Origin of the sequence: Formosa agariphila KMM 3901, from assembly GCF_000723205.1 — a bacterium.
Taxonomy (GTDB): Bacteria; Bacteroidota; Bacteroidia; order Flavobacteriales; family Flavobacteriaceae; genus Formosa; species Formosa agariphila.
Genome location: NZ_HG315671.1, coordinates 2,460,762 through 2,486,788 on the forward strand (window position 1 = coordinate 2,460,762; position 26,027 = coordinate 2,486,788).

Consider the following 26,027-nt stretch of genomic DNA (forward strand, 5'->3'; position numbering starts at 1 on the left):
AAATATAAAACTTAGGGACTCAACATAAAAAAACATCTTATTATTATCATGTTTTTTAAACTTTAAACACTTAACAAGTCAATATAAGTCCTTTTTAAGCTAAATACAGTTACTTATTCTATAAACATTTTTCACATTTTTGTTAATTCCGATACGAACTTTTAAATGAAATAAATACCCAATGGATAAAAGTAAAATTAATGATCCTTTTGAAAATGATAGACTTGAAAAAGGATTTGGAGAAATGGACGACCAAAACGACCCTGTTGTTATGGTATTGGGACACAAAGATGTAAGGCGTTGTGCTCATAATTGGAAAACATATCAATCTGGTGCAGAACCTGGACGAATTGTTATTCCTTCAGAAGTAAATATTCGCGATACACGCCAAATTCCTTTTGAGCTAGACCCACCAATGCATGGCGATTATAGAGCACTTTTAGACCAATGGTTTAAACGCCCTTTAGAAGCAGAATACGAAGCAGAGTTAAAAAAACAAATTAGCACTTTGTTTGATGAAGTTTTAACGCAGGACAAAACAGAAGTTATTCATGATTTCTCGTTAAAACTACAATCCAGAGCTCTTACCTTATTATTCAATGTTCCGTTTTCTGTTTCCGAAACTTGGATCTCTTGGGGAACTCATGTGTTTAGAAGTGAAGCAACCGCATTAGATGCTAGTAAAGCGAATATACTGTACGCTTATATAGATGAACAAATTGATAAAAGTATAAACAATCCGGGCGACGATTTTTATTCTAAACTTTTAGCTTCTCAAGTCAATGGTAAAAAGCTAACTAAAGAAGAAATTAAAGGAATTGTTATTTTAACATTTGCAGGAGGAAGAGATACCGTGATTAATGCCGTTACTAACTCTATTGCTTATTTCGCAGAACATCCAGAATCTTTAGAGCGACTTCGTAAAGAACCCGAATTAACAACTACAGCAATAGAAGAACTAGTACGTTATTTTTCACCTTTAACCCAAATGGGACGTGTAGCAACAGAGGATGCTACAGTTTGTGAACATGCTGTAAAGGCCGATACTAGAATTTCTCTAAACTGGGCTTCTGCAAATAGAGATGCTAAGGTTTTTGAGAATGCAAATGAAGTGGTTATAGACCGAAAAATAAATCCACATGTCGCTTTTGGATTCGGAACTCATAATTGTTTAGGTGCAACACATGCCAGACAAATTTTGAAAATTTTAATACACACATTAATAGAGAAAGTTGAATCTATAGAGATTCTAGATTATAAAGAAAACATAGAAGACCTTGGCGATTATAAACGTAAAGTAGGTTTCGATAAAATCAACGTAAAATTTAATAGTAAACTAAATTAAAATGGCTAAAATAATTTTTGTAACAAAGGATAACGATACTATAACCACTGAAGGAACTACTGGAAGTGTAATGGAACTTGCAGTACAAAACAAAGTTAAAGGCATTGAAGGTAATTGTGGGGGCGTTTGTTCTTGTGCCACTTGCCATGTACATGTTTCTCCAGAAGATTGGGAAAAAACTGGGGCTCCGAGTGAATTAGAAAGTGACATGCTTGAATTTGATGATAACGTTAGTGAATATAGTAGATTATCTTGCCAAATAAAAGTTAGTGAAGCCCTTGACGGTGTCCTTTTAAAAGTTGCTCAATAAGATGTTACAGGATTCTAAAAACAAAATCTGTGTCGTTATTGGTGCAAGTCATGCTGGAGTAAATTTCGCTTTTAATTTAAGACGAGACGGCTGGCAAGGCGACATTTTAGTGTTCGATAGCGATCCAGAAATTCCGTATCACAGGCCACCGCTATCTAAAACATATATTACTTCGGAAGCAGATTCACAAATTGACACGCTATTTCCTGAACAAAATTATATAATAGATGCGATTACTTTAAAATTAGGAAAAACAATCACGTCCATAAACAAGGATAAAAAAACCATCACTTTATCAGATGGTATCGTGCAAACTTACGACAAGCTAGTCATAGCAACGGGTGCGCGTCCTTTTATCCCGCCAATTGCAGGTATTGAAACGGCAAAAAATTTATTCCCAATGCGAACCTATGCCGATGCCATTCATATAAAAAAAGCCTTAAATGCAACTGAACAAAAACGTGTTGTAATTATCGGTGGTGGTTATATAGGTTTGGAAACAGCTGCTTCCTTAAAAAAAATGGGTGCAGATGTTACTGTTTTAGAACGTGAAACTCGGGTTTTAGCACGAATTACTGCTCCGGAAATGTCTGAGTTTTTTCAAGATTTACATACTGAAAACGGTGTATCCATATTATCAAATAAAAATGTAATTTCTATTGAAAATACTGAACATTCAAACCGTGTAATTTGCGATGATAACACGACGTATTTAGCCGATGTTATTGTTGTTGGCGTTGGTATTAAAGTGAATGTAGAACTTGCAAAATCCGCTGGTTTAGAGATTGAAAATGGGATTAAAGTTGACGAAACCTGTTGCACATCAAACAAAAATATTTACGCTATTGGAGATTGTACGTTTCATTTTAATCCACATTACAATAGATTTATCCGATTAGAATCAGTTCAAAATGCGGTAGATCAAGCCAAAGTAGCGGCTGCTTCAATTTGCAAACAAACCTTGGTTTATAATACCATTCCTTGGTTTTGGTCTGATCAATACGATGTAAAATTACAAATGGTTGGACTTTCTACAGGTTACAACCAGATTATAAAACGTGTTGAAGACAACCATGATAGAAGTCTTTCAATTTGGTATTTTAAAGACGATGAACTTTTAGCTGTAGATGCTGTTAATAATGCAAAAGCCTATGTTTTAGGTGGTCGTTTTATAACAGGTAAACAACTTATAGACAAAGCTAAATTACAAAATTCATCTATTCCTATTAAGCCGACGAGCTTTCTAAAAGATTAATAACTAATTAACTATTTAAATAATTATATGTCCATAATTTCAAAATGCGCTATTGCAAAAGGCGACGGAACATTTAGTATTGAAACTGTACAGGTTGAAAGTCCAAAAGCAGACGAAGTTCTTGTTAAAGTTAAAGCGGCAGGGCTTTGTCACACAGATCACGATTCCTTAAACTGGGGTAAACCCATAGTTATGGGACACGAAGGTGCTGGATTTGTTGAACAAGTTGGAAGCGCTGTTACCAACTTAAACGTTGGTGACTATGTAATTTTAAATTGGGCAACACCTTGTATGACTTGCTTTCAATGTCAAGAAGGGAATCAACATATTTGCGAAAGTAATTCACCTGTAACGGCCGGTGGAAATGGATATACTCCTGGTCACGCACATTTAGAAGGCACAACTTGGAATGATACTCCAATAGAACGTTCTTTTAACATCGGAACGCTTTCAGAATATACTTTAGTTAAAGCCTCTGCTTGCGTAAAAATTGAAACCAATATGCCCATGCCTTCTGCAAGTATTATTAGTTGCGGTGTAATGACCGGTTATGGCTCGGTTGTAAATTCCGCAAAACTTCAAGCTGGAAGTTCAGCAGTAGTTTTAGGCACTGGTGGTGTTGGATTAAATGTTATTCAAGGTGCTAGAATATCTGGTGCAGCTAAAATTATCGCCATCGATATTAATCAGGAACGGCTAGATATGGCTTTACAATTTGGTGCTACACATACAATTTTAGCCGATAAAAATGACATTGGATTACTAAAAGCTTCCGAAGACGTTAAAAAACTAACTAATGGTAGAGGTGCCGATTATGCCTTTGAATGTACCGCAATTCCAGCATTGGGAGCAGCACCATTAGCTATGATTAGAAACGCAGGAACAGCTGTTCAAGTAAGCGGAATTGAAGAAGAAATCACCATCGATATGCGTTTGTTTGAGTGGGATAAAATTTACATTAATCCATTGTACGGAAAGTGCAGACCACAAGTAGATTTTCCAAAATTGGTAAGTCTGTATGAAAAAGGAGATTTAATGTTAGATGAAATGATTACTAGAACCTATCCTTTAGAAAACTTACAACAAGCTTTTGATGATATGTTAACAGGGAAGAATGCAAAGGGTGTAATTATTTTTTAATAAAAAATGCCATGAAAAAACATTTAAACATAGTATTAGTGTTTGCATTTACTATACTAATTACAAACAAATTAATAGCTCAAATCGAGGCCCCAAATGGCAAATCGTGGAAATTGATAGAATCCCTTTCTGATGAATTTGATGGAAATACTTTAAACACAAAAAAATGGGTAGCCGATCCTGAAGGACACCCCGATTTTGGTTGGATAGGTAGACCTCCTGCCCTTTTTAAGGAAAGTTCTATAAATGTAACAAACGGATTTATGGACATAGAAGTAGGTAAATTAAAAGAAACCTATGTAAGCCATAAATATAAAAACACACAAAACTACACCTATTATGGAGGTATTATTAGAGCAGTAAAACCTGTAAGTTACGGTCATTATTTTGAAAGTAAATTCAAAATGAGTAAAACTGAAATGGGTGGTGGCTTTTGGCTGATGTCAAAAAACATTTGTGGTAAAAAACATGAAATTGATATTACAGAATCTGTAGGCTCTGTTTCTCCATTGGCTGAAGAATGGGGTAAAGTATGGGATAAAATTATGCATTCCAACACTATTTTTAGAGAAACCTCTTGTAATAAAGCTGAAAGAGACCAGGCCATGACCATACCCGAAGTTAAAAACTCAGAAACCTTTTACACCTACGGTTGTTGGTGGAAAAGCCCAACCGAATTGCTTTTTTACTTAAATGGCGAATATCAATATACATTAACGCCTCCCGCAAATTTCAATCAAGATATGTTTATACATTTCTCTATTGAAGCATACGATTGGAACCCAATACCTGAAGATGGCGGAAAAGTTGCAAGTGCAAACAAAAAAGATAGAACCGCTAATATAGATTATATAAGAACATACAAACTTGTAGATTATAAATAAAAACTTTTGAAAAGACACATATGAAAACATATCTCTCCATTTTTATACTCCTTTGTAACTTTCAATTACTAATAGCACAAAACCGTACTGTTGAAAATTTAGACCAATGGAAATTTACGAACTACGATTTTGGTGCTGCATTTCAAGAAAATTTCGATGATTCCGATTGGAGGACTGTAAGCGTACCTCACGACTGGGCAGTAGAAGGTGATTTTGATTTTGCAAACGATTTGCAATTGACCATGGTGGTGCAAGATGGAGAAACCAAACCAAAGTATAGAGCTGGAAGAAGTGGAGCTTTACCTTATGTGGGCATAGGTTGGTACAGGACAACATTTAATATGTCTGCACAAGATTTAAATCAAAATATAGAATTACTTTTTGATGGAGCAATGAGTAATGCTAAAGTGTATGTAAACGGACAATATGTAGGCGAACGTCCTTTTGGTTACATTTCTTTCTATTTCAAAATTTCAAAATTTCTTAAGCAAGGAGAGAACACAATCGCTGTACGATTAGAAAATTACAACAGTCAGTCGCGTTGGTATCCGGGTGCTGGTTTATACCGTAAAGTATCCATAATTAAAACCAATCCTACCCATGTTAAAACGTGGGGAACATTTATAACTACGCCTTTCGTTTCAGAAAAAAAAGCATCAGTAAATCTTGACCTAGAATTAATTGGTAACGGACAATTTAGAGTTGAAAACCAAATTTTTAATTCAAAAGGAGTTCAAATTACTTCAAAAATCAAGGAAGTTACAATCACAGAAAATAAAAAGTTAACTGAGACATTTTCAATCTCTAAACCCGATTTATGGAATTTGGAAACGCCAAATTTATACACCTTAAAAACTTCCATTTTCCAGGGTGATGAAGAAATCGATACATACACGACACCATTTGGAATTCGAAGTATACGTTTTGAAGTTGACGGTTTTTATTTAAATGACAAAAAAATAAAATTTCAAGGTGTAAACATGCACCATGATTTAGGTCCTACCGGGGCTGCATTTCATAAAGAATTATTTATAAGACAAATGAAAAAAATGAAAGCCATGGGCGTTAATGCTATTCGTTTTTCTCATAATCCCCCAGCTCCTGAAGCATTGGATATTTGTGATGAAATGGGACTTTTAGCTATAGATGAAGCTTTTGATGAATGGCAAATTGGAAAAGTAACAAATGGATATTCAAAACATTTTGTCAAATGGGCAAAAACAGATCTTTCAGACATGATTTTAAGAGATCGAAACCATCCAAGTATTATTATGTGGAGTATTGGTAACGAAATTATGGAGCAGTATCAACACGATCCAAATCATATTACAGATTATTTAAATAAAATAGTAAAAACATTAGATACCACACGTGCTACGACTGCTGGTTTCAATTCGGCTAATAATGCTTTAGTAAGTGGTATGGCAGCCACTGTAGATGTTGCTGGTTTTAATTACAAACCTGGCATTTATGGGGCTATACGTAAAAAATATCAAAACTTAAAATTCTATGCTAGCGAAACGGGAGGCACTGTAAGTGTGCGAAACGCTTATAAATTTCCGGTAGTTTTCGATACCATCCATGATAAAAGAGGAGCTTCTTTAAATACGTTTATTTTTTCTGATGGTCATCCTGGAAATTATGAATCTACCCAAGTTCCTTGGGGCTACCCACCTGTAAAAGAATTTGCTGCTCTAGAAAAAAACACAACGGTTTACGGTGAATTTGTATGGACTGGATATGATTACTTAGGTGAACCCTCACCTTATCACGATGCAAAATCAAGAAGCTCTTATTTTGCACCTGTAGACTTTGTTGGCTTAGAAAAAGACAAATATCACTTGTATCAAACACAATGGCGCAAAGATAAAGATGTATTACATTTTTTCCCGCATTGGACATGGCCCGAATTAAATGTAAAATCTTTTCCTATAGTTTGCTATACCTCTTATGAAAAAGCTGAATTGTTTGTAAACGGAAAGAGTTATGGAGTACAAACTAAAAAGCGCTTAAAAACATTAAATTTTGAAAATACCAATATTAAAGTGGAAGCTTCTGGTGGTGGAAATTGGGATTTAACCAAAGCTTATGCCATAGTTTGGGACGATGTAATTTATGAACCTGGAGAAGTAAAAGTGGTCGCCTATGATAAAAAAGGTAAAAAAGCTGCAGAAATGGTAAGAGTAACAGCCAGTGCACCACATCATATTAAGATAGAACCCGAAATTACATCGATAAATACTGGTGAAGTTGGCGTTTATGTCGTTTCAGTGTTAGATAAAGACGGAAATTTATGCCCACATTATAATGAAAATATGGATATTGAAGTTAGCGGTGCAGCAAGCTTTTTAGCCTCAGGAAATGGAGATCCTACAAATATGCAAAACTTGTCTAAACCAACACGAAAATTCTTTAACGGGCAGGCGGTAATTTTTGTAAAATCAAAAGAAAAAGGAAAAGTTATCTTAAAAACTAGCACTAAAAATTTCACTGAAACCAATGAAACGCTTTCGATTAATTAGAATATTATTATGACATCAAAATTTAGAACTACAGAACTATCTAATCCCGAATTTGAAAGTAATAACCTGAGATTTATTACCGTAAAAACGTCTAATCTAAATGGACGAGGTGATATTTGTGTATTTGTTCCGCCTTTTAAAAATTTAAAAAACATTCCAATTGTAACGTTGCTCCATGGTGTTTATGGAAGTGCTTGGATTTGGGCACACAAAGCAGGTGTACATTTTACTGCTTTAAAAATGATGGAACAAGGTTTGTTACAACCCATGGTTTTAGCAATGCCATCGGACGGCTTATGGGGCGATGGTTCTGCATATTTACCGCATAATAATACCAATTACGAACAATGGATTGTTAATGATGTCATAGATGCAGTAACAGAAAATATTTCATGTACATCTAAAAATTCCACTTTATTCATTTCTGGTCTCTCTATGGGGGGTTATGGTGCGTTGCGATTGGGTGTAAAATATCCAAACAACTATCAAGCAATTTCTGCCCATTCAGCGATAACAAATACAAATCAGATGCATTTGTTTGTTGAAGAAGACGAATCTAATTACAATCAAAAAGATAGAAATACTGAAGATGTTTTTAAACTGATGCTTCAAAATAAAGAAAGCTTACCTCCAATTCGTTTCGATTGTGGAAAAGACGATTTGTTAATTACACATAACAGAACCTTGCACCAAGATTTGTTATCACATCAAATAAATCATAGCTATGAGGAATTTGAAGGCGCTCATGAATGGCCATATTGGCAAGAATACATCAAAAAATCTTTACTGTTTTTCAATCAATTTGTATAAGAAAAAAACATTACAACTTATAATGCCAATAAAAACCACCCTCCTAATTTTACTATGTTTATCATTCTCAATTACCCTAAACGCTCAAAGAGATAGTATTGAAACAAAGAAGCTTACTTTTTCAGGAGATTTCAGATTTAGAGTAGAACAAGATTGGGACTCTAAAAAACCTGATGGTAGTTTTCGTGAAGACAGAACTCGGTTGCGCTATAGAGCCCGAATTGCTGCGTATTACAACCATAATGAACACTTTTCATTTGGACTACGATTACGTACTGGTGACCCTAAGAAACAACAAGACCCACAGTTAACTTTAGGAGATGGATTTAAAGAATTTAGTACGATACCAATAGGTTTTGAAAGAGCTTTTGCTGGTTTTAGTTTTAATTGGTTCTCTGCTTGGGTTGGAAAAAACACATATCCTTTCGAAAAAACTAATGAATTATTTTGGAGTGACAATGTCTTCCCTGAAGGTATTTTATTACGAGGTAAATTCAAATTTGAAAATAAATTTATTGAATCGTTACAAGTTAATACTGGGCATTTTATTATTGAATCTAAGGGCACATCTCTAGACGCCGACAGTTATTTTGAAGGACTTCAATTAGTTACTACACATTGGAATAATAAACTTATGCTATTTCCATCTTTTTATTATTTTAATAATATTTCGAACATACCAGATGGCAACGAAACCTATACAGTGGACTATGCTATTATCCATATGGGTGCAAAAATAGAAGTAGCTAAAAAGCCTAACATCACTTTTGCAATGGATTTTTATGAAAATTTAAAAGACTATTCGAGTAATGATTCTATTTCACAACAATTCAAAAATCAAAAAAAAGGTATTGTAACAACTGCTAGTATTGGTCATTTAAACAAAAAAGGAGATTGGAAAGCACTAGTAACCTATACCCATTTAGAACGATTTGCTGCTGTTGATTTTATGGCTCAAAATGATTGGGCAAGATGGGATTATAATTCACAAGGCTCTCCTGATGGTAGATTAACAAACTTTAAAGGATTTGAAGTTATGGCAGGATATGCACTTGCCGCAAACATGAATCTTAAAATGAGATTTTTTACTGTAGATCAGATTAAACCGTTTGATATTGCTAAAGAGACAGGAAATCGAGTAAGATTAGATTTTAACATTCAATTTTAAATAACAACCATCTAAGCTAAAGTTATATTTCATAAAATTGGCAAAGGCAACCATAAACTATTTACAGGTTTAAATATTTGATATTACTACAATTGTAAAAGCCAACTTATTAAGTTGGCTTTTTTTTAAAAATCCGTTTAAGGGTTTTATTAAGTAGATAACACAATTAATTTAAAAACACTAAACGTTTTATTAAAGCAATATCTTGATTCTTTATCTTAACCAAATAAATACCGGTATTTAAATGTGAAACATCAACATTTTCATTTGTTGAAATTCTCCCTGTTTTCACGATACTTCCCTGCATATTCCAAATAACATAAGTAGAGCTTTGTTTCAAATTACCAACTTTCAATCTTCCATGCTTCACTGGGTTAGGATATAAATATACTTCTTGTGTTTCATCTAAATCTTCAACACTAAGAACTTCGCCTGTATCTTCAATAGCATGAACACCAGCGGTCCAAGCAGTTCCACCTAATTCATAAGCTCCAATATCAGGTGCACTTCCTACATATGCTTGATTAAAACCAGGAATAATCATCGCCTGATCTACAACAGCACTTCCTGCTTTTGGCATAAAGTTTTGGTTTGCCACATCTACAAAGGGAGAAGTCTCTGAAATCAGGTTATTTTGAATATCAAAATCTGTAGGTGTTCCACTATACCAATCACCAATACTAGAAAAATTGTTATAAATCTTATTGTTTTCTTGAGTGTAGCCATTTACCCAAGAATCCATAGCACGTTCTGCATTCCAGATTGTATTCTGAAAGAAATCTAAATTGGTATTATTCCAATTTACTTGGTAACCACTCCAGGAAATATTCCAAACCACGTTATGGTGTACAGTGTAGCCTTTACTATTATTATCTAAATAAATTCCGGCTGCTTTAGCTGGCTCATTAACAGCATGAGAATATGCTGGTGCTGTAGCATCATGAAACCAATTATGATGAATTTCGGTGTTCTTTAAGGAAGCATTCCCTACCACATAAAAAATTCCTGAATCACTATTTATTCTTTGAGATGCAGACACATCATTATAAGCGACTTCACAATTGCTACCATTTACGTACATACCATCTCTTCCCGCGTTAACTATGGTGTTTTTTAAAACTTTAAGATTGTTAGTTGACGTTCGAATTGGAGACGCGTGAATCCCAACATAATTAATATTACTAATATAATTACCTTCAATTAAACCATTTTCTGCAGCCCATCCTGCTATAGCCATACCACTTACCGAGCTATGGTTAATTGTGCATCCGCTTATAACAGTATTATCACCCAAAACCTCTATTGCAGCCTCGGGAACCTGAGCAGAAGTATTATTTAAGTCGTCATGACCTTCACTTCCATGCGTGATTTTGCAATTTATTATACTATTATTATCGGCATTATTATGAATTTTTATGCTCCCTCCAAAAAAATTAATCCCTTCTAATTGTATATAATCGCCGTATAGTTGAGCGGCATATTTATGGGTAGCATATTCAACTGTGCCATCTGCTGGCATATTTCCATCTGCCGCCTGAAAATAAAGGGTTTTATTAGAGGCATCATAATACCATTCTCTAGCAAAATCTAAAGCTTCCAGTTTATTAAACAAGTATAATTGTCCTCTATTATTTCCAGGATTATTTCTCCAAACGGTTGGATTGTGAGGATTGAATGGCCATTTCGTGATATCAACCTCTGTAAAATTCACACTACTAGTAGAACTTGATGTAACGGTTCTTGTCCAACTAGTTCCTGAATGTGCACCTAAATAATATACTAAACCACCGGTCCAATCGATATCTTGAATTTCACTTAGTGTGAATTGAGAGCCATCTCCCCCCGTTACAGGTACACAATCTACAGTCCACCTATTATTATCTACATTATTTGGCCACCTCGCCAAATCCATATATTCACTATTGTGATATATTACACGAAAACGACTTTCAATAGCCATATCCACACTCGCCTTATAAATAGCCCCAGAATGTTGTTGCCAACCATTAACTACCGATGTTGCTCTAATTTGAACATCTTCACCTTCGGCAGCTTTAAAAGTTAAATAATTACCCGAAGTTCCATTTTTATCAATTGTTAATTCTTGATTATAAATCCCACCTCGTATTATACATACATCGCCTGGAGACATCATGGATACCGCTTTATTGAATGTGAGGTACGGATTATTAATAGTTCCATTGTTTGAATCATTTCCATCGGTTGCTACATAAATATGCTGCGCGAATAAAGATGAACTAGATGTTAATGCAAAGAAGAGTAGAAATTTAAGCATGCTATTTAATGACAAATACATAAGTTTAAGGTTTAGTTATTTAACCAATATTAAGACATTAAAACACCAAGGGTTAGAACAAATGTTTTTTTATTAGGATGATATGTTTTATATAAATGTAGCAGGATTTAATTTTTCAAAAATATTCACCACTTTACAATGCACAACTAATTACTATCTTTAAACTCTACTCATTGCATTACTTTATTTTACTTGATAATATTATTGCATCTGGATATCTACCGAGTTACTTTTAAAAGTTGGAGATGTTGCATTGATTATTACAGTTCCTGTTTTTCCTTTAAATGATTCCACTAGTACTAAAGCCCATCCTTTAGAAGTTAGTACTTTATTAGATTGAAAATCCTGCACGCTTTTATTTAAACAGTTATCGATACCTAAAAAGGTAATGCCGTAAATAAGCTTAACTATCTTTATTTTTTGGGGTTTAATTTATAATTTCAATTTATAGTCGTGAGCATCTGGAGCAAAATTGCTACGATACACTTTGGTACCGGTTCCCCACTTTTCCCAATCGACCTCAACACGATTATCTCCTAATACAATATTTAAGAGCTTTTCTTTCATTTTTGTTGCAATATCATTATACTGTTTTTTAAATGCTACATTATTTACTTCTCTAGGGTCTTTTGTAAGGTCGTATAAAGCAGGATCTAAATCTTCCCAAGAAGCAATAAGTGCCCATTTCATGTTTTCGCCTTCTTTTTTTGAGGGTCTTGTTTGTAGGGACAGTACATAGTCTTTAGTTCTAATATATGCTCTTGGCCCCGTTACAGCATGACTTTCGCCAATGATATAATCTCTAACAGGAGCTTCTTTTGATACTACTTTAGCCAAATCGAAACCGTCTAAATAATTGAATTTCTCTTGGTTTAAATCTGCACCTGCGGCTGCTAATGCCGTTGGAGCAATGTCTACAAATTCTGTAAATTCTTTTACCACTTTACCTGCGGGGAACTTATTTTTATCTGAAGACACCACAATAACCGGATTATGCGTATCCCATTTCCAAGGTGTGAATTTAGAAACGCCTCCGTGTTCGTTTAATTTCCAACCATGATCTCCACAAACATAGATTATTAGCCAAGGACGATTATTTTTTTCACTGTAAGCAATAAAATCTTTAGTTGCTTTTCCTACTAACTGATCACCATAAGCACAAAAAGCGTAATAGTCTTGAATCATTTTTTGCTTTTCTTCATAGGAAAAATGATAAGACGGTTTACTAGTTATTTGTCGTTTCATTTGTTTTGCCATTGTTGCAAATTCCTTTTCGCTAAAATCAGGAATATTATACGTGTATTTTTGAAAACGTTCGCGAAAATCGGCTGGAGGTAAGACAGGCGTGTGAGGAAAATCGAAACCAATATGCGCAAATACTGGTTTGGAAGGATCAACCCCTTGAAAATTTAGTTTTCCTGCATTAAATTGCTGATTCTCATGAACCAAGTACTCATTAAAAAAATGGGCATAATAACCATCTCTAGTCTCTCCTGCCTTTCTAGGACTAACACCAGAAATAATCATACCATCATAAATAGACTCCTTTTTACCTACTTTATAATGCCTTATCAAGTCATACTTTTTAGTTACTTCCTGAGCTACATGTTCGTATTTGTCTGTTTTTTCATTTAATTGTTTTGAAATATATTCAAAATTTCTCTCAGGCGTAACAAAAAAATGGATATCAGTAATCGGTTTATCGTATTTTACACCATCAACTTCATTCCACCAGCCACCACCAGAATAATCGGTAAAACCTTCTTTTCCTAGAGGCCTAAAATTGATATCTGTTTGAAAAACTTTATAATCCTTGGTTTTACCACTAGGTGTTAATTCTTTTAATCGATATCCTAATTTACCGACATGAAATGTTTGGTACCCCAATGTTACCATTTGCTCTGGTAAAGATGGTTTCATATGTTCTGCTACATTATTATGATATTCGAACTCATAAACACCCGAGCGAAATGTATAACGCCCTTGCAGTATAACAGCTCGAGAAGGCGCACAACCTGCTGCTTGAACATACGTATTGATGAATGTAGTTCCTTGTGCAGCAAGTTTATCTACTTCTGGAGATTCTATATAACCCAACTCGCTCATTTCTCGCCCATCTATTTCTTGATTGAATGTTTTTACAGAATCGTACCTTTGATCATCTGTTAAGATGTATAAAATATTAGGTTTTTGTTCTTGTGCATTTGTTTTAACTGCTATAATTAATAGCGTTACAGTAAAAAAAATAATGGGCTTTAAATTTTTCATATATTTTATTTAGGTCTTAAAATTTTAAAGTTTATTGATAGGTTTAATACTAATTTTACTAAATAGATACAGAATCTTAAACCCATGGTATTCCAATTGAGTAAACATGTACCTCTTAAATATTATTACTCGTCAAGTTTGAAATAGAAATTATTACATAAAGAATAAATGACACATTGTTTTTTTGTTTATTAAACGTGTTGCTATTAAATTTTTGGAATAATATGCTGTGGAATATTTAAAACCTTATCGTGTGCACCTTTAGCAAAATTGCTAATATTATAGGTATTAGGCTTAGACCAATCACATTCAATTCTTCCATCACCTAAAACTATATTTCCTAATTTTAATCTAAACCAAGCGGACAAATCTTTATATCGTTTATCGTTTGCGAGGTTCTTATGTTCGTTTGGATCTACCCTTAAATCATATAACACCAGTTCTGCTTTATCAATAGGACAATTCAAGGCCCATTCTACATTTTCGTTTGGCTTTAATTTTTTAACCGAAGGTCTTGTACGCATAGAAAACGCAAAATCTTTTGATCTTAAATATGCCCTTGGGCCTGCCACTAAATTTATTTCTCCCACGATGTAGTCCCGCACTTCTTCATTATTTTTTATAACATTAAACATATTAACACCATCTAAAAAATTATACGCCTCTGTAGAAATATCTATGCCACTTGAAGAAAGGATAGTTGGAGCAATATCTACATATTCAATAAATTGATTTTGAACCGTACCCTGTGGAACTTTGTTTTTATCAGAAGAAACAACAATCATAGCACCATTAGTCGATTTATCCCAAGGCCCAAATTTAGCTTCTATACCTTGCTCTCCCAAATGCCAACCATGATCGCCAACTGTAAACACAATAAGGTATTCTTGTTTATTTTTTTCGCAATACTGTTTAAAGGCCGAAACAGCATCGCCAATTAAAGCATCACCGTAAGCACAAAAAGCATAATAATCTTGAATAGCTTGTTGTTTTTCATTATCTGTTAGGTTAGTGAAATTAAGATTTTTATACAGTCGATGTATTTGTGGCGGCATGTGTTCCAATTCCTTTTCACTAAATTCTGGAACCTTGTATTTATATTTCTTGAATGTATCTCGAACCGCATTTGGAGGTAAAATAGGAGTATGTGGCAAGTGAAAGCCTAAGTTAACCATTAAAGGTTTGTTAGTATCAGCACCATTGTGTGTTGCGCCCCAAGTCGTTTTAAATTCAGTGCTTGAATTCGCTAAATACAATTTAAATTCTTCTACAATTTTAGCATCTACGGTTTGGCCCGAAGGCAAAGGGTTTTCCCCTCCTAAAATTAAATCTTTATTGAATCTGGTATAGGATCTTAAAATTTCGAATTTAGCTTCTATATCTTTTCGTTTTTGAATGTCTTCAGCACTTAGTTCGCCTGTTTCTTTATTTATGAAATAATGCTCCAAAGTACCATCAGGAAATTTAACCCGCTCTTCTGTTCCAATGTTTTGCCAAGATCCTTTTTGGTAAACAGGCTGCGCCCATAAATCTCCAACATCATGCTTCTGTAAATCGTGTTTAAAATGAACTTTATAGTTATAATGCCCTGCATCTCTATATCCTTGTCCTGGTCCCCACTTATAAATATAGGAATCACCTTTACCAAAGAGCGCGGTAACATAGCCTTCCTTTTGCAAAATTTGTGGGAAAGACGGTTTTACAAAATCTGGATTTTGGTGTGTTAATTCAAATCCGAAATGTCCCGTTCTAAACGGGTAACGACCAGAAATCATAGAGCCTCTAGATGGGCCACAGGCAGGGGAATTATTGTATGCATTAGTAAACAATACACCTTCTTTAGCCAGTTTATCTATATTAGGTGAAGAAACATACCCCAAAGCACTTTCTTTTTTCCCTGTAGTGGCTTCGTTATAACATTGTAAGGCATCGGCACGTTGATCGTCGGTGACTATCCATAATATATTTGGCTGTTTTAAGGGAGTTTCTTGCGCTATTAAATTAAGTGAACATAAAATAAATCCAAAAAAATTTATACATAATTTCTTCATAGTCCTTAGGTAATTAGTCGTTTACTTATTTATTCGCTCTAATTGTTTTTTACTTAGCCCTTGCCTGTAATACACATCTGGTCTATGATTTACACGATGTTCTTTCATTTCTGGATCGTGAATATCTCTGCTTAAATCACAATCAAAACGCACTAATTTTGAACAGAAATTATTCCAATCGCCTGTTACGTTAATAAAATGAGCAATACCCCAAGTAATCCCTCTTCCGTCAGTTGTATTTGTAAAAGCGTCAGGAACGTATGGCGCTGACGCATAAGGCATTAACTCTGTAATTGAGGCTATTTCAAAATTCACCCAATCTTTAGCATACTGAATCGTATTGTGTTCTGGACCATCTTTATATACCAAAGCTGCAACTCCTTCTTTAAAAGGAAATAAAGAGGTTTCATGACCTGAGGTAATTAAGGGGTTTAAAGGATGCTTTTTAAAAGGCCCTAAAGGATTATCGGCTATGGCCAAACCTTGCATACGCACTTTATGTGGTTGCTCACCAAAATCGGATTTGTAATAAATATAAATTTTTCCATCATGAACCAAAGGATACGGATCATGAATTGAGTATTGATCCCACTCACCTTCGGCTCCATTGGGGATTATAATTTTATTAGCTGGAGTCCATGGACCATCAGGAGAATCGGCATAAGAAACAGCCACCGGACAGTCATCGCCACGTTTTCCACTTGCCTCCATAAACCCTTGATAATACAAGTAATATTTACCTTCCCACTCTAAAATATCTGTTGTAGTAACCGAACGCCAACCTACTAATGGTTTTTCTGGGCGTTTTATGGCTACGCCTTGTTCTTCCCATGTAAACCCGTCGGTAGAAGTAGCATACCAGATTTCAGCTAAATCCCAGTCTGCAGAAGGAATGGTATCATTACTTTTTTGAGCACCTTGAGGAGGTGTTGGTGTATTGCGATAGGTGTACCACATGTAGTATTTACCGTTATGTAATATTACTTTTGAAGGGTCGCGTCTAGATATAGTACCGTCATAATTATTATAATCAAACCCTTTTAGCTCGGTATATTTAAACTGACTGAACAGCTCGTTGTCTTGCGGTTGCGGTCCTTGATAGTTGTTATAAATACGCTCCATGGCAGCACTTAGTGGTCTGTTTGGTTTTTCTTTTGGCAGTATAAACGGGAAAGCGCCTTGTGTTTCTTTATCTGAAGCCACTTGAGTTTCTTTTGTATTTTGTTGACAAGCCATCAGAAATACCGCACCCATGATGGTTAAAAGTTTTAGTTTCATAGTTTTATCTTTAATTATTCTATAATTATCTCGTTTATGTCCCAAGTTTCGTTATAAGTGTTTACGGCGGTCTGAACCGTTAATTGCATCAACTTTTTTTTATATTTTTGAATATAGATAACGGAATGATATAGGTTTTTAACCTCATGTCCGTTTTCAACACCAAGTTATACTTCCAAATTAATAAGGTCGGAGCTATCCGCCTTTAAGATGTCTTAATCTGATATAAACTTTAAAATTACATGTCTTTACTTATTAATATTTTTTATTGATATTAATGTTTTAGACTGTATTAAAACAACAGCTTTAATTACTTTTCATTAACTCTTCTATAGTCCAATACGACTCTCTGTTTTCAACTTCTTTTCTAACTTTTTCCATATTTTGCCATGGACCTACAGCACTAGCATCATTTAAATGCAAACGTATATAGGTTAAAATATCGGCCATCCATTGGTTATCTTGTTCTTTCATTCCTACCATAACACCAGAATATTCTTTACCATCGATAGGACCTGTTAAACCATTCATTAATATTTTTAAAGGAATTTCATGATTTTTTGCATTTACTCTTGGAGAACCAACTAATGTTGGTGCTAAACCTTCAATTCCTTTACCATCCATGCCGTGACAAGCAGAACATACATTTTTAAAAATTTGATACCCACTAAGTATTCTTCCTCTCACAGACGCATGTTCTAAAACGTATTGTTTTTTTAGTTTTTCAACTTCTAAAGGAACCTCCTCTATGTTTTGTTTTGCCATAGCGGTAATCACCTCATTGTTTTGATTTGAATCCATTAGAGCTTGTGCAATTTGCTTTGCCTCTTTAGTTTTACTTGATCGAAGCGTCAAAATAAGCTGTTCTTTCACCTCGACAACCGGATCATTTTGCAAGCTTTTAACCGCAGCAAACACCTCAGCGTTTTTGTCTTTTATATAGCGATCACTAATTCTTAAAGCTGCCATTCTAACTCGAGCATCCTCATCCTGCATCGCTTTAATAACCAGACCTGTATCTAAAGCATCCATACCTTCTAAAGTCCATAAACTATGTAACCTACCCAAAGCATAATCTGTAGACGTAAATAAAGCCCCCAAATGAGGAGTGCCGCCAGTAACCTTACCAACTAAGATTGGGATGCTTGCTTTATCGTTTCTTAGAACCAATAATTTTTGTGCATTTATACGATACCAACCATTAGGATGCGCTAAATAATCAATTAACTCATCCGAAGATTTCTCTAACAAAGGTTCCATTTTTGTGGGTTTCATTTCTTTATGGACAATTCTATAAATCCTCCCTTTTCCAATATTTCTATCCAATTTTTTTCGTTCCACTACCGGACGTAAAAAACTACCTTTTCGTACCCATGTACCTTCTTGAATAATACCACGATACATATCCACCACATACAAACATCCATCCGGTCCGGTTTTAGTTTCCACTGGTCTAAAGTTAGCATCCGTTGAGGCTAAAAACTCGGTTTGTGGGTATGCGTTTCTTAAAACTGTTTTCCCGTTAATATGCTCTACCTTGGCTCTTCTAACTAATCTACCAACCGGTTCTGGAATAAATAAATCCCCATAGGCAGGTAATTGATCTCCCAAAAATATGGACTGCCCACAACTTGCTGTAAAGTGATTTAAAGTACCATCTTCCCGTAGTCTAAATTCTCCTCCTTGCACATCTGGTGTTCCAATAATTGGCCAAACTGCCTCGAAACCTTCTTCCCATTTACCAGGCATTTCTAAATTACCATAAACAGGATGTTGTTGATACCCTAAAGCAGGGACTTCTCCTCCCGCACTTGAATAAAATAATTGCCCATTTTCATCTTCTGTCAATCCCCATTGGCCGTTTGGTGCATCACTAAGCGTATCTATTTCCATTTCTCGCTTTGTAAAACGATACCGTAGTGACTTGCTAGAAACATATAACCAGTTATCTATACTCCAAAGCATACTAGCCGACTGATGTTCTAGATTAGCATTATCTCTTTTTGGTTCTTCTAATATTAGTTCTTTAACATCGGCTATATTGTCTCCATTGGTATCTTTATAGCTATACAAACTCCTATTATACGTTTCCCCTACAATAACGCGATTATCTAACGGTAATAGAATACGTGGTAAAATAAGACTATCTATAAATACTGTACTTTTGTCCATTTTACCATCTCCATCTAGATCTTCTAATACAGAAACTCTACTCCATGGCTCATTTTGATTTGTACCATCAATATCTTGCATATAGGTTAACATTTCTGCAACATAAAGCTTCCCATTTGGACCCCATGCAATCGTTACGGGTTCATTAATCATAGGTTCACTCGCAACCAACTCAATATCATACCCCTCTGGAAGATGCATAGTTTCCATACTCTCTTCTGGAGATAAAAAATTAATAGCAGGATCTTTTACAATTTCTGGTTTTGTATAAATATTGTCTGTGTATTCTTTTTTCTCATTACACCCCAAAAGTGCTATTCCTAAAAAAAATATTGCATAAGTTTTAATGAAATTCATAAATGTAAATTATTGTGTTAGTATGTTTATTTTGAACTTTATTATTCTTTTTGATTTAGTTATTAATTTCTTTCATAAAAGCAGTTATCTTATAGACTCTTTACATGGAACATTTGTGTATTTTGATTTATAATCATTTATTTACACAACAATCTTAGCCCTCAATTCCTTGATTATATGTTAAAATGACATTAGGAGCTTTTTTTACTTGTGCGTATATGAATAAATAAGCGAGGATGAATACCCTAACTATTTTATTACTGTTAAACTTCATCATTTTATTAATCATTTACATTCACAAATTAAATTTGTAACAGAGCACTGCAGTAAGACTATATATATTTATTATTAGAATTTGGTTATACATCTATCATTCTTACCTAATAGAAAATAGCAAATTCTATAAATATTTTAAAAATCACATACAGCCTCTATAATAAATTGTCTATTGAATAATGGTTTTAGTCAATAACTAAAAGTTTCTCTTTTGCCGCTGCTTCATCCAACTTTTTTCTTAAATCTTCATAAAAATTTAAACGAGCTTTTTGGTAAGCTCCAGCTGGCAAATATTTGTTAGGTTCGTTTTTTGCATTCCAATCGTTCCATAATTTGGCCATCTTTTTCTGAAGTTCTGGTTTTTCATTTAAAATGTTTATATTTTCAAAGGGATCTTTTACCATATCAACTAACATACGCCCGCCTCCATTTTTATCACCTCTACTCATATATTTTGCTTCTGGTGTTCTTACTGCCCAATCTTTACCACTATACCCTCTCCAATATAAGGCTTAGTGTGGTGCCGTTTTATTATCACCTTTTATATAAGGTATTAAATTAACCCCTTCTAATTTATGCCCAGAAGTATCTCCATTACCCAGAGCGACAATTGTTGCAGTAATATCCAATGATGAAACAGGTAAATTATAACTTGTGCCTCCTTTAAATCCTTTTGGCCAATAAGCTATAAAAGGTACATGATTACCACCTTCAAGCATAGACCCTTTTCCTCCTCTATATGGACTATTGTCGCCCCAATCTTGATGTTCGTTTCGCGGTTTCGATTCTTGCCTCTTATTATCAACAATACCTCCATTATCTGAAATAAAAAATATTAAAGTATTCTCCAATTTACCAGATTCTTCTAAAGCCTTAATTACCATACCAATTCCTTGGTCCATAGCATCGACCATAGCTGCATAAATCCTACGTTCTTTATGCTCAATATTTGAATATTTATTAATAAGTTCTTTAGGTGCTTCTAAAGGAGAGTGAGGAGCATTGTATGCAAGATATAAACAAAATGGTTCTTTGCTATCTTTTATAAAATTTGCGGCATCTTTACTTAAAGCTGTTGTTAGGTATTCATTAAATTCAGCTGTATTATTATTTCTTTTCAAAGGCATAAAGCCACCTTCATTAGCAGAATAATGCGGTTTATTAGATGTACCAATCGTTAACGGAATCGTAGTGTTCACATTTTTAGGCCAATAGATATGTCCGCCAGATAAAAACCCATAAAAATAATCGAACCCTCTATTATTGGGGTGAAAGTTATAAGCCCCTCCTAAATGCCATTTTCCAATAATACCGGTGCGATACCCTGCAGTTTTAAGTCTTGTTCCAAAGGTTTTTTCTGTAGTTGGCAATCCATTATACGCATCGAAATAAGAATTTGTTAAGTTTATTTCTAACCCAAATCTCGCTTGATATCGTCCAGTGATTAATCCTGCTCGAGAAGGCCCACAATACGGATGCGTAACATAACCGTTTGTAAATTTTACACCGTTATTAGCTAGTTGATCTAAATTTGGTGTTTCAATATCTTTACAACCATTAAAACCAAGATCTGCATAGCCTAAATCATCTGCAACAATAACTAAAAAATTAGGTTTTTCTTGAGCCTGTGTTATGTTAAGAAATAACATAAAAATTAATAAAACAAACGTATATTTTTCAGAATTCATGTGTTGTTTTTTTATTTTATTTAATCTTGCATCCATCCTTCTGCATAGCCATTCAGATAAGTAATAAACCAACCTGAACCCCAGCCTGCACTCCACAATACATTTTTATTGTAAGGATCTGGTTTTACATCTACCATTTTATTTGGTTGCCCTAAACCTTTATTAATTTTTGTCCAGCTTTCTGCGCCATCTTTAGAAAGGTAAATTCCCGGATTCTTAAATTCATTTGCGATATGCCTTGCCTGACCAGCAACACTAATTACAATGAGATCTTCATCTATTGGAGACGTTTCGACTTGCCAAACAAAAGGTGCTTTAAAAATTTTATCCCAAGATTCTCCATCGTTTTTACTTCTCCTTACACCTCCTTCTTCATAAGTACCTGTTCGTCTTCCCGTAGCGATATAGATGTTATGGCTATTCCTATCTATAAACACATTATTTACTGCCTTTATTTCTGATGGAATTTTCATTTTTTCCCAAAAACTTCCTTTGTTAGTTGATTTGTATAACCCTCCGGAATTATCATTTAAAGCTGCATAAATTGTACTCGGGTTTTTAGGATCTAATTTTATTCTTCGTACACTTGCTTTCGGATGAAAACCTTTATTACTTAATTCCCAAGTATAACCTCCATCAAAAGAACGATAAAACCCTAATCCCCCTTTGGTTAAATCTGCTATACCATTTCCTACTTCTGCAATTGGGTTTCTAACCGTACAGAAATACATGTTTTTAGGATTTTTAGGATCTATAGTCAATGAATATTGTGTTACGAGACCTCTATACGACGGATTGTCTGCTTCTAAAATAGTTGCAATATTCTCCCAAATTTTACCTCCATCTTTGGTTCTCCGTAATTTCCCTCTATGTTCTTGCCTCCAAGATAATGAGTAAATGATGTTAGGATCTTTAGGATGTACAGCAATAGTAGATGTTGAATGTTGCCCATGCATTCCGCTGTGATCATGAACCTGACCATCAATTTGCTCTACAGCAACTGCTTGCCTGTCTGGCCAATCCCCTAAGCCTGTTGTTTGCCACAAACCATGCTCACCACTAGCTAACAATCGTCTTCCTTTAATTCCAGTTTCGTGTAACATGTATCTCCCTGGTAAATCACTATCTCCTCTACCAATCCATTTATTACTTCCCGGAGCTGTTTCAAAATCATCTATTTGATGCCAAGAATCTCCATGATCTGTACTTCTTAGGGTTTGTTGATCAATTCCCATAAAGACATCACCATTAACATTTATAGCTAACATACGGTTTCCTGAACGCTCAGACTCATTATCCATATAAGTTTGTAGATGAGCAAATTCTACGTTTGCTCCTATAGGATTATTTCTACCAGTCCAATATGCTGTGTCTTTTTTGCTGTTCCAATAGGTACCTTGACGTGTACAAGCAATCCATGTTTTACCCCCATCAGAAGTTTTCCAAGCATCGCCTGCCCCAAACGACTTGTCATGTTTTTTATTGAAAACCACATAGATTTCATTTTTATCTATAGGATTCACCACCAAACGGTTAAACACAGGTAAGGTCTCTTGAGGTAATTCGTTTAAAGTAGTCTTAATATTAGTTTTAGTTTTACCAAACCAATAGCCAATGGTATTGTAGTATCTGTCAATCTCAGCAGAAAAGGAGATTTCGTTTAAATCGAAGAATAAGTTTCCTGTTATATTAGACCAAGATTTTCCGCCATCGGTACTTTTATAGATACCTCCTTTAGCAGTAGTGGTTTTCCCTTTATTGTCATACACGGTTTGTTCAACTAAATACAATACAAACTCACCTGTTTTCTCATTATAATAGGAGGTTAAATCACGTGGTAAATTATTAGGTAACCCTTGGTGACTTGCTTTCCAATCTTTTCCTTCGTTACTGCTCGTAAACACGCCATAATTAGTAGCTATAATTATGTTTTTAGTATTTCTTGGATCGTAAATAATTCTACCTACATCTAAATCTTTAGAAATATCTGTTGCAATCTTTGTCCAAGATTTACCACCATCGGTTGTTTTTAAAACATAGCCATAACTTGCCCTAGGATGCATATTTCCATGCGGCTTAGCCAAGCTTCTATGATTCTCTTTTACGTTCCAAAAATCGCCTGCACCAATCAACCATTCTTTATGGTTTTTAGGATTAATGGCAATTTTTGTATGTGCATTACTTACATGTTTTCCTTGAGTTCTAGGAATATTATAAATTTCTTGCCAAGTTCTCCCTCTGTCGTTTGAAGAATACACTCCTCCTGCGCGTTCAATAGCGACTCCAAAATCTGGATTTTGCACAGAGAAAGCGATGTCATGTACTCGTTCCATATCCAAACCATCGCCGTCAGAATCTTTAATGGTTTGCCACGATTTTCCATTATCCCATGTTCCATAACTAACATGCATATCTGGCCCCATAAACATGACATTTGTATCTGTAGGATGACACCAAAATTCTTCATTATACCCCGACATTCCTGGTCCAAAATTTTTCCAAATTACAGAAGGATCAGAAATTATGCGTTCTGTTTTTATCGTTTCAAAAAACTGTTGCTGACTTTTTGTTTGTTGAGCACATGCTAAAAGTGGCACAAAAAAAGCTAGGCCTATACTGGATAAAAATCTTTTCATTTATATGAAAACTATATTTTTACTCAAAACTACTTAAGTTAATTCCATAGTAATCATACATATGTTTTTTCTAGTAGAACAAATGTGTTATTACCCTAACAATTCTATCTAAATCTAGACTAGAGTGGCTTGATATTCTAAAATGAAGTATCTACTTTTATTTATCGAAAGTCGAAAGTCAACTCTATTTATATTGGATTGTCATCATTTCCAAAATAGTTTTCTGAATTTCCATATGGCCCCATGTGATCTCCTGTTTGGAATTTAGTTCCAATAGCTGGGATATTTTTAAGCCTTATTTTTTTTGGTAATACCTCACGTAATCAACTTTCATACTCGTTCCATCAATTTCATCGGTAACTCTTCCATGCCATTTTATGATGGCTAAACTTAGAAAGATGGGAGCTTCACTGAAACAAAAATCATTCTTTGTTCTTCTTAATTCTTTCCCATCAAAGTAAAACACCAATTCATCTTCATTCCACTCTAAACCATAGGTATGATATTCTTCTGAAAAATCATTGTCTTTGCTTGCATCTAAAACAGAAATATCGCTCCATTCACCATCTTTAAAATATTGTACTTTATAATTGTTTACTAAACTGTGCCACGTTTTGTTCTCATCTCTCCAGCCATTTGTAAACTGAATACAACCTACTCTTATGAATTGATCCCAAGTAAACTCCACCCATTTTTCACCTTCATCTTGAGTACTCCAAGATGTAAAAGGATTTCCATCTACTAAATTGTTTTCTGATGCGTTTCCTTTATACGACCCACTTGAAGTAATGCTTACATTTTTAGCTCTTGCATAGTTAACCAGACCAGCAATATCTGTATCTGCTGTTTCCGACAATACGGTTGGATATTCTCCGGATTCATTAACGCCGTAAACTCTAAATTCCCCCAGATTAAACCTCGAATTATGTTTAGATGTCAAACGTATTTTTTTAGTTTCAACAGGAATTTCTAATTGAATAGAATAATCTGGTTTGGTACCAAAAAAGAACATTTCATTATAACTCGGGTGTGTTTTTTTACCATTAGGTAAAACGGTAAAATCTGACCAATTGTGGATATTCGTACTAACCTCATTCGGGTAATGTCCTTCATTAATATCTATTTCAAAACGTTTACCTTCTGAAGGCTCGCCTCCTTTTGTCATTAACCAAAAAGAATTATTTGTAGCACCTGCGCCAGCATATTTATAACGACTTTCAAAATATCCGTACTTAAACTGTTTTCTTGTCCAAATACTTCCTGAAGTCCAATCTTGCCCGCCTCTTTTTTCTTTTCTATTTTCTAAATGCAAAACCCCATCCTTTACCACTACATTTTCTCTCCATCTACTACAAAGTATGTGGTTGTTTGGGCCGTTTTGCGATTCCCAAGATTCATCTAACTGGCTGTCTTTATAATTAAAATCATCTTCCCATTTTAATTCCCATTTTGTGTAGTCGAATTTATTTTTTGATTCTTGAGCAAAGAAATTAGAACCCGACAAAATAAAAGTAATTGCAACTATTAATTTTTTCATAATTATGATGTTT

The 26,027-nt window shown here is 34.5% G+C and carries 18 protein-coding genes; 8 read left to right on the top strand and 10 right to left on the bottom strand.

Translation table 11 applies throughout. The annotated features are described in order from the left end of the window. Positions 1-181: 181 nt before the first annotated feature. From BN863_RS10495 to BN863_RS10530, 8 genes are read left to right on the top strand one after another with little or no spacing between them, the layout of a single operon-like run. Positions 182-1,345, top strand: a complete 1,164-nt coding sequence (locus tag BN863_RS10495) for a cytochrome P450 (RefSeq protein ID WP_038530297.1) — start codon at positions 182-184, stop codon at positions 1,343-1,345. A 1-nt stretch (position 1,346) separates the two neighbouring features. Next, complete coding sequence (locus BN863_RS10500) at positions 1,347-1,655, top strand: 2Fe-2S iron-sulfur cluster-binding protein (protein ID WP_038530300.1); 309 nt, start codon at positions 1,347-1,349, stop codon at positions 1,653-1,655. Position 1,656: 1 nt separating this feature from the next. Further along, on the top strand, positions 1,657-2,910 hold the full coding sequence (locus BN863_RS10505) for an NAD(P)/FAD-dependent oxidoreductase (protein ID WP_038530304.1): 1,254 nt from the start codon (positions 1,657-1,659) through the stop codon (positions 2,908-2,910). 27 nt (positions 2,911-2,937) lie between these two features. Then, complete coding sequence (locus tag BN863_RS10510) at positions 2,938-4,050, top strand: Zn-dependent alcohol dehydrogenase (RefSeq protein ID WP_038530306.1); 1,113 nt, start codon at positions 2,938-2,940, stop codon at positions 4,048-4,050. A gap of 11 nt (positions 4,051-4,061) precedes the next feature. Next, on the top strand, positions 4,062-4,934 hold the full coding sequence (locus BN863_RS10515; RefSeq protein ID WP_051774696.1) for a LamG domain-containing protein: 873 nt from the start codon (positions 4,062-4,064) through the stop codon (positions 4,932-4,934). Between the two features lie 20 nt (positions 4,935-4,954). After that, complete coding sequence (locus BN863_RS10520; protein ID WP_038530308.1) at positions 4,955-7,456, top strand: glycoside hydrolase family 2 TIM barrel-domain containing protein; 2,502 nt, start codon at positions 4,955-4,957, stop codon at positions 7,454-7,456. Positions 7,457-7,465: 9 nt separating this feature from the next. Continuing rightward, complete coding sequence (locus tag BN863_RS10525) at positions 7,466-8,266, top strand: alpha/beta hydrolase (protein ID WP_038530310.1); 801 nt, start codon at positions 7,466-7,468, stop codon at positions 8,264-8,266. Positions 8,267-8,288: 22 nt separating this feature from the next. Further along, entirely contained in the window at positions 8,289-9,434 is a 1,146-nt protein-coding gene (locus BN863_RS10530) for a putative porin (protein ID WP_038530312.1), read from the top strand. A 166-nt stretch (positions 9,435-9,600) separates the two neighbouring features. On the opposite strand, the gene BN863_RS10535 is transcribed toward BN863_RS10530, so the two are convergent. The 10 genes from BN863_RS10535 to BN863_RS10570 all read right to left on the bottom strand — a co-directional run bounded on the left by BN863_RS10535 (position 9,601) and on the right by BN863_RS10570 (position 26,014). After that, positions 9,601-11,751 (bottom strand): T9SS type A sorting domain-containing protein, encoded by a 2,151-nt coding sequence (locus tag BN863_RS10535; protein WP_084817519.1) that lies wholly within the window; start codon positions 11,749-11,751, stop codon positions 9,601-9,603. A gap of 201 nt (positions 11,752-11,952) precedes the next feature. Beyond that, positions 11,953-12,102: a hypothetical protein gene (locus BN863_RS18475; RefSeq protein WP_158408995.1), complete on the bottom strand. Its 150-nt coding sequence runs from the start codon at positions 12,100-12,102 to the stop codon at positions 11,953-11,955. Between the two features lie 81 nt (positions 12,103-12,183). After that, complete coding sequence (locus tag BN863_RS10540; protein WP_038530316.1) at positions 12,184-14,019, bottom strand: sulfatase-like hydrolase/transferase; 1,836 nt, start codon at positions 14,017-14,019, stop codon at positions 12,184-12,186. Positions 14,020-14,225: 206 nt separating this feature from the next. Beyond that, positions 14,226-16,070, bottom strand: a complete 1,845-nt coding sequence (locus BN863_RS10545) for a sulfatase-like hydrolase/transferase (RefSeq protein ID WP_038530318.1) — start codon at positions 16,068-16,070, stop codon at positions 14,226-14,228. Between the two features lie 21 nt (positions 16,071-16,091). Further along, positions 16,092-17,348 (bottom strand): glycoside hydrolase family 117 protein, encoded by a 1,257-nt coding sequence (locus BN863_RS10550; RefSeq protein ID WP_038533488.1) that lies wholly within the window; start codon positions 17,346-17,348, stop codon positions 16,092-16,094. Positions 17,349-17,654: 306 nt separating this feature from the next. Beyond that, positions 17,655-19,877: a DUF7133 domain-containing protein gene (locus tag BN863_RS10555; protein WP_038530320.1), complete on the bottom strand. Its 2,223-nt coding sequence runs from the start codon at positions 19,875-19,877 to the stop codon at positions 17,655-17,657. A 461-nt stretch (positions 19,878-20,338) separates the two neighbouring features. Next, on the bottom strand, positions 20,339-20,602 hold the full coding sequence (locus BN863_RS18675; protein WP_197539155.1) for a hypothetical protein: 264 nt from the start codon (positions 20,600-20,602) through the stop codon (positions 20,339-20,341). Positions 20,603-20,665: 63 nt separating this feature from the next. Continuing rightward, entirely contained in the window at positions 20,666-21,841 is a 1,176-nt protein-coding gene (locus tag BN863_RS10560) for a sulfatase-like hydrolase/transferase (RefSeq protein WP_197539156.1), read from the bottom strand. A 20-nt stretch (positions 21,842-21,861) separates the two neighbouring features. Further along, positions 21,862-24,477, bottom strand: a complete 2,616-nt coding sequence (locus BN863_RS10565) for a WD40/YVTN/BNR-like repeat-containing protein (protein WP_038530321.1) — start codon at positions 24,475-24,477, stop codon at positions 21,862-21,864. Between the two features lie 295 nt (positions 24,478-24,772). After that, on the bottom strand, positions 24,773-26,014 hold the full coding sequence (locus tag BN863_RS10570) for a family 16 glycosylhydrolase (RefSeq protein WP_038530323.1): 1,242 nt from the start codon (positions 26,012-26,014) through the stop codon (positions 24,773-24,775). Positions 26,015-26,027 lie beyond the last annotated feature (13 nt).

Coding starts and splice junctions, on each gene's coding strand:
- BN863_RS10505 (WP_038530304.1), top strand. CDS start 1,657: ATGTTACAGGATTCTAAAAACAAAATCTGTGTCGTTATTGGTGCAAGT.
- BN863_RS10525 (WP_038530310.1), top strand. CDS start 7,466: ATGACATCAAAATTTAGAACTACAGAACTATCTAATCCCGAATTTGAA.
- BN863_RS10540 (WP_038530316.1), bottom strand. CDS start 14,019: ATGAAAAATTTAAAGCCCATTATTTTTTTTACTGTAACGCTATTAATT.
- BN863_RS10495 (WP_038530297.1), top strand. CDS start 182: ATGGATAAAAGTAAAATTAATGATCCTTTTGAAAATGATAGACTTGAA.
- BN863_RS10520 (WP_038530308.1), top strand. CDS start 4,955: ATGAAAACATATCTCTCCATTTTTATACTCCTTTGTAACTTTCAATTA.
- BN863_RS10570 (WP_038530323.1), bottom strand. CDS start 26,014: ATGAAAAAATTAATAGTTGCAATTACTTTTATTTTGTCGGGTTCTAAT.
- BN863_RS10555 (WP_038530320.1), bottom strand. CDS start 19,877: ATGAATTTCATTAAAACTTATGCAATATTTTTTTTAGGAATAGCACTT.
- BN863_RS10510 (WP_038530306.1), top strand. CDS start 2,938: ATGTCCATAATTTCAAAATGCGCTATTGCAAAAGGCGACGGAACATTT.
- BN863_RS10500 (WP_038530300.1), top strand. CDS start 1,347: ATGGCTAAAATAATTTTTGTAACAAAGGATAACGATACTATAACCACT.
- BN863_RS18675 (WP_197539155.1), bottom strand. CDS start 20,602: ATGAGTAGAGGTGATAAAAATGGAGGCGGGCGTATGTTAGTTGATATG.
- BN863_RS10565 (WP_038530321.1), bottom strand. CDS start 24,477: ATGAAAAGATTTTTATCCAGTATAGGCCTAGCTTTTTTTGTGCCACTT.
- BN863_RS10545 (WP_038530318.1), bottom strand. CDS start 16,070: ATGAAGAAATTATGTATAAATTTTTTTGGATTTATTTTATGTTCACTT.
- BN863_RS10530 (WP_038530312.1), top strand. CDS start 8,289: ATGCCAATAAAAACCACCCTCCTAATTTTACTATGTTTATCATTCTCA.
- BN863_RS10515 (WP_051774696.1), top strand. CDS start 4,062: ATGAAAAAACATTTAAACATAGTATTAGTGTTTGCATTTACTATACTA.
- BN863_RS10550 (WP_038533488.1), bottom strand. CDS start 17,348: ATGAAACTAAAACTTTTAACCATCATGGGTGCGGTATTTCTGATGGCT.
- BN863_RS10535 (WP_084817519.1), bottom strand. CDS start 11,751: ATGTATTTGTCATTAAATAGCATGCTTAAATTTCTACTCTTCTTTGCA.
- BN863_RS10560 (WP_197539156.1), bottom strand. CDS start 21,841: ATGAATTCTGAAAAATATACGTTTGTTTTATTAATTTTTATGTTATTT.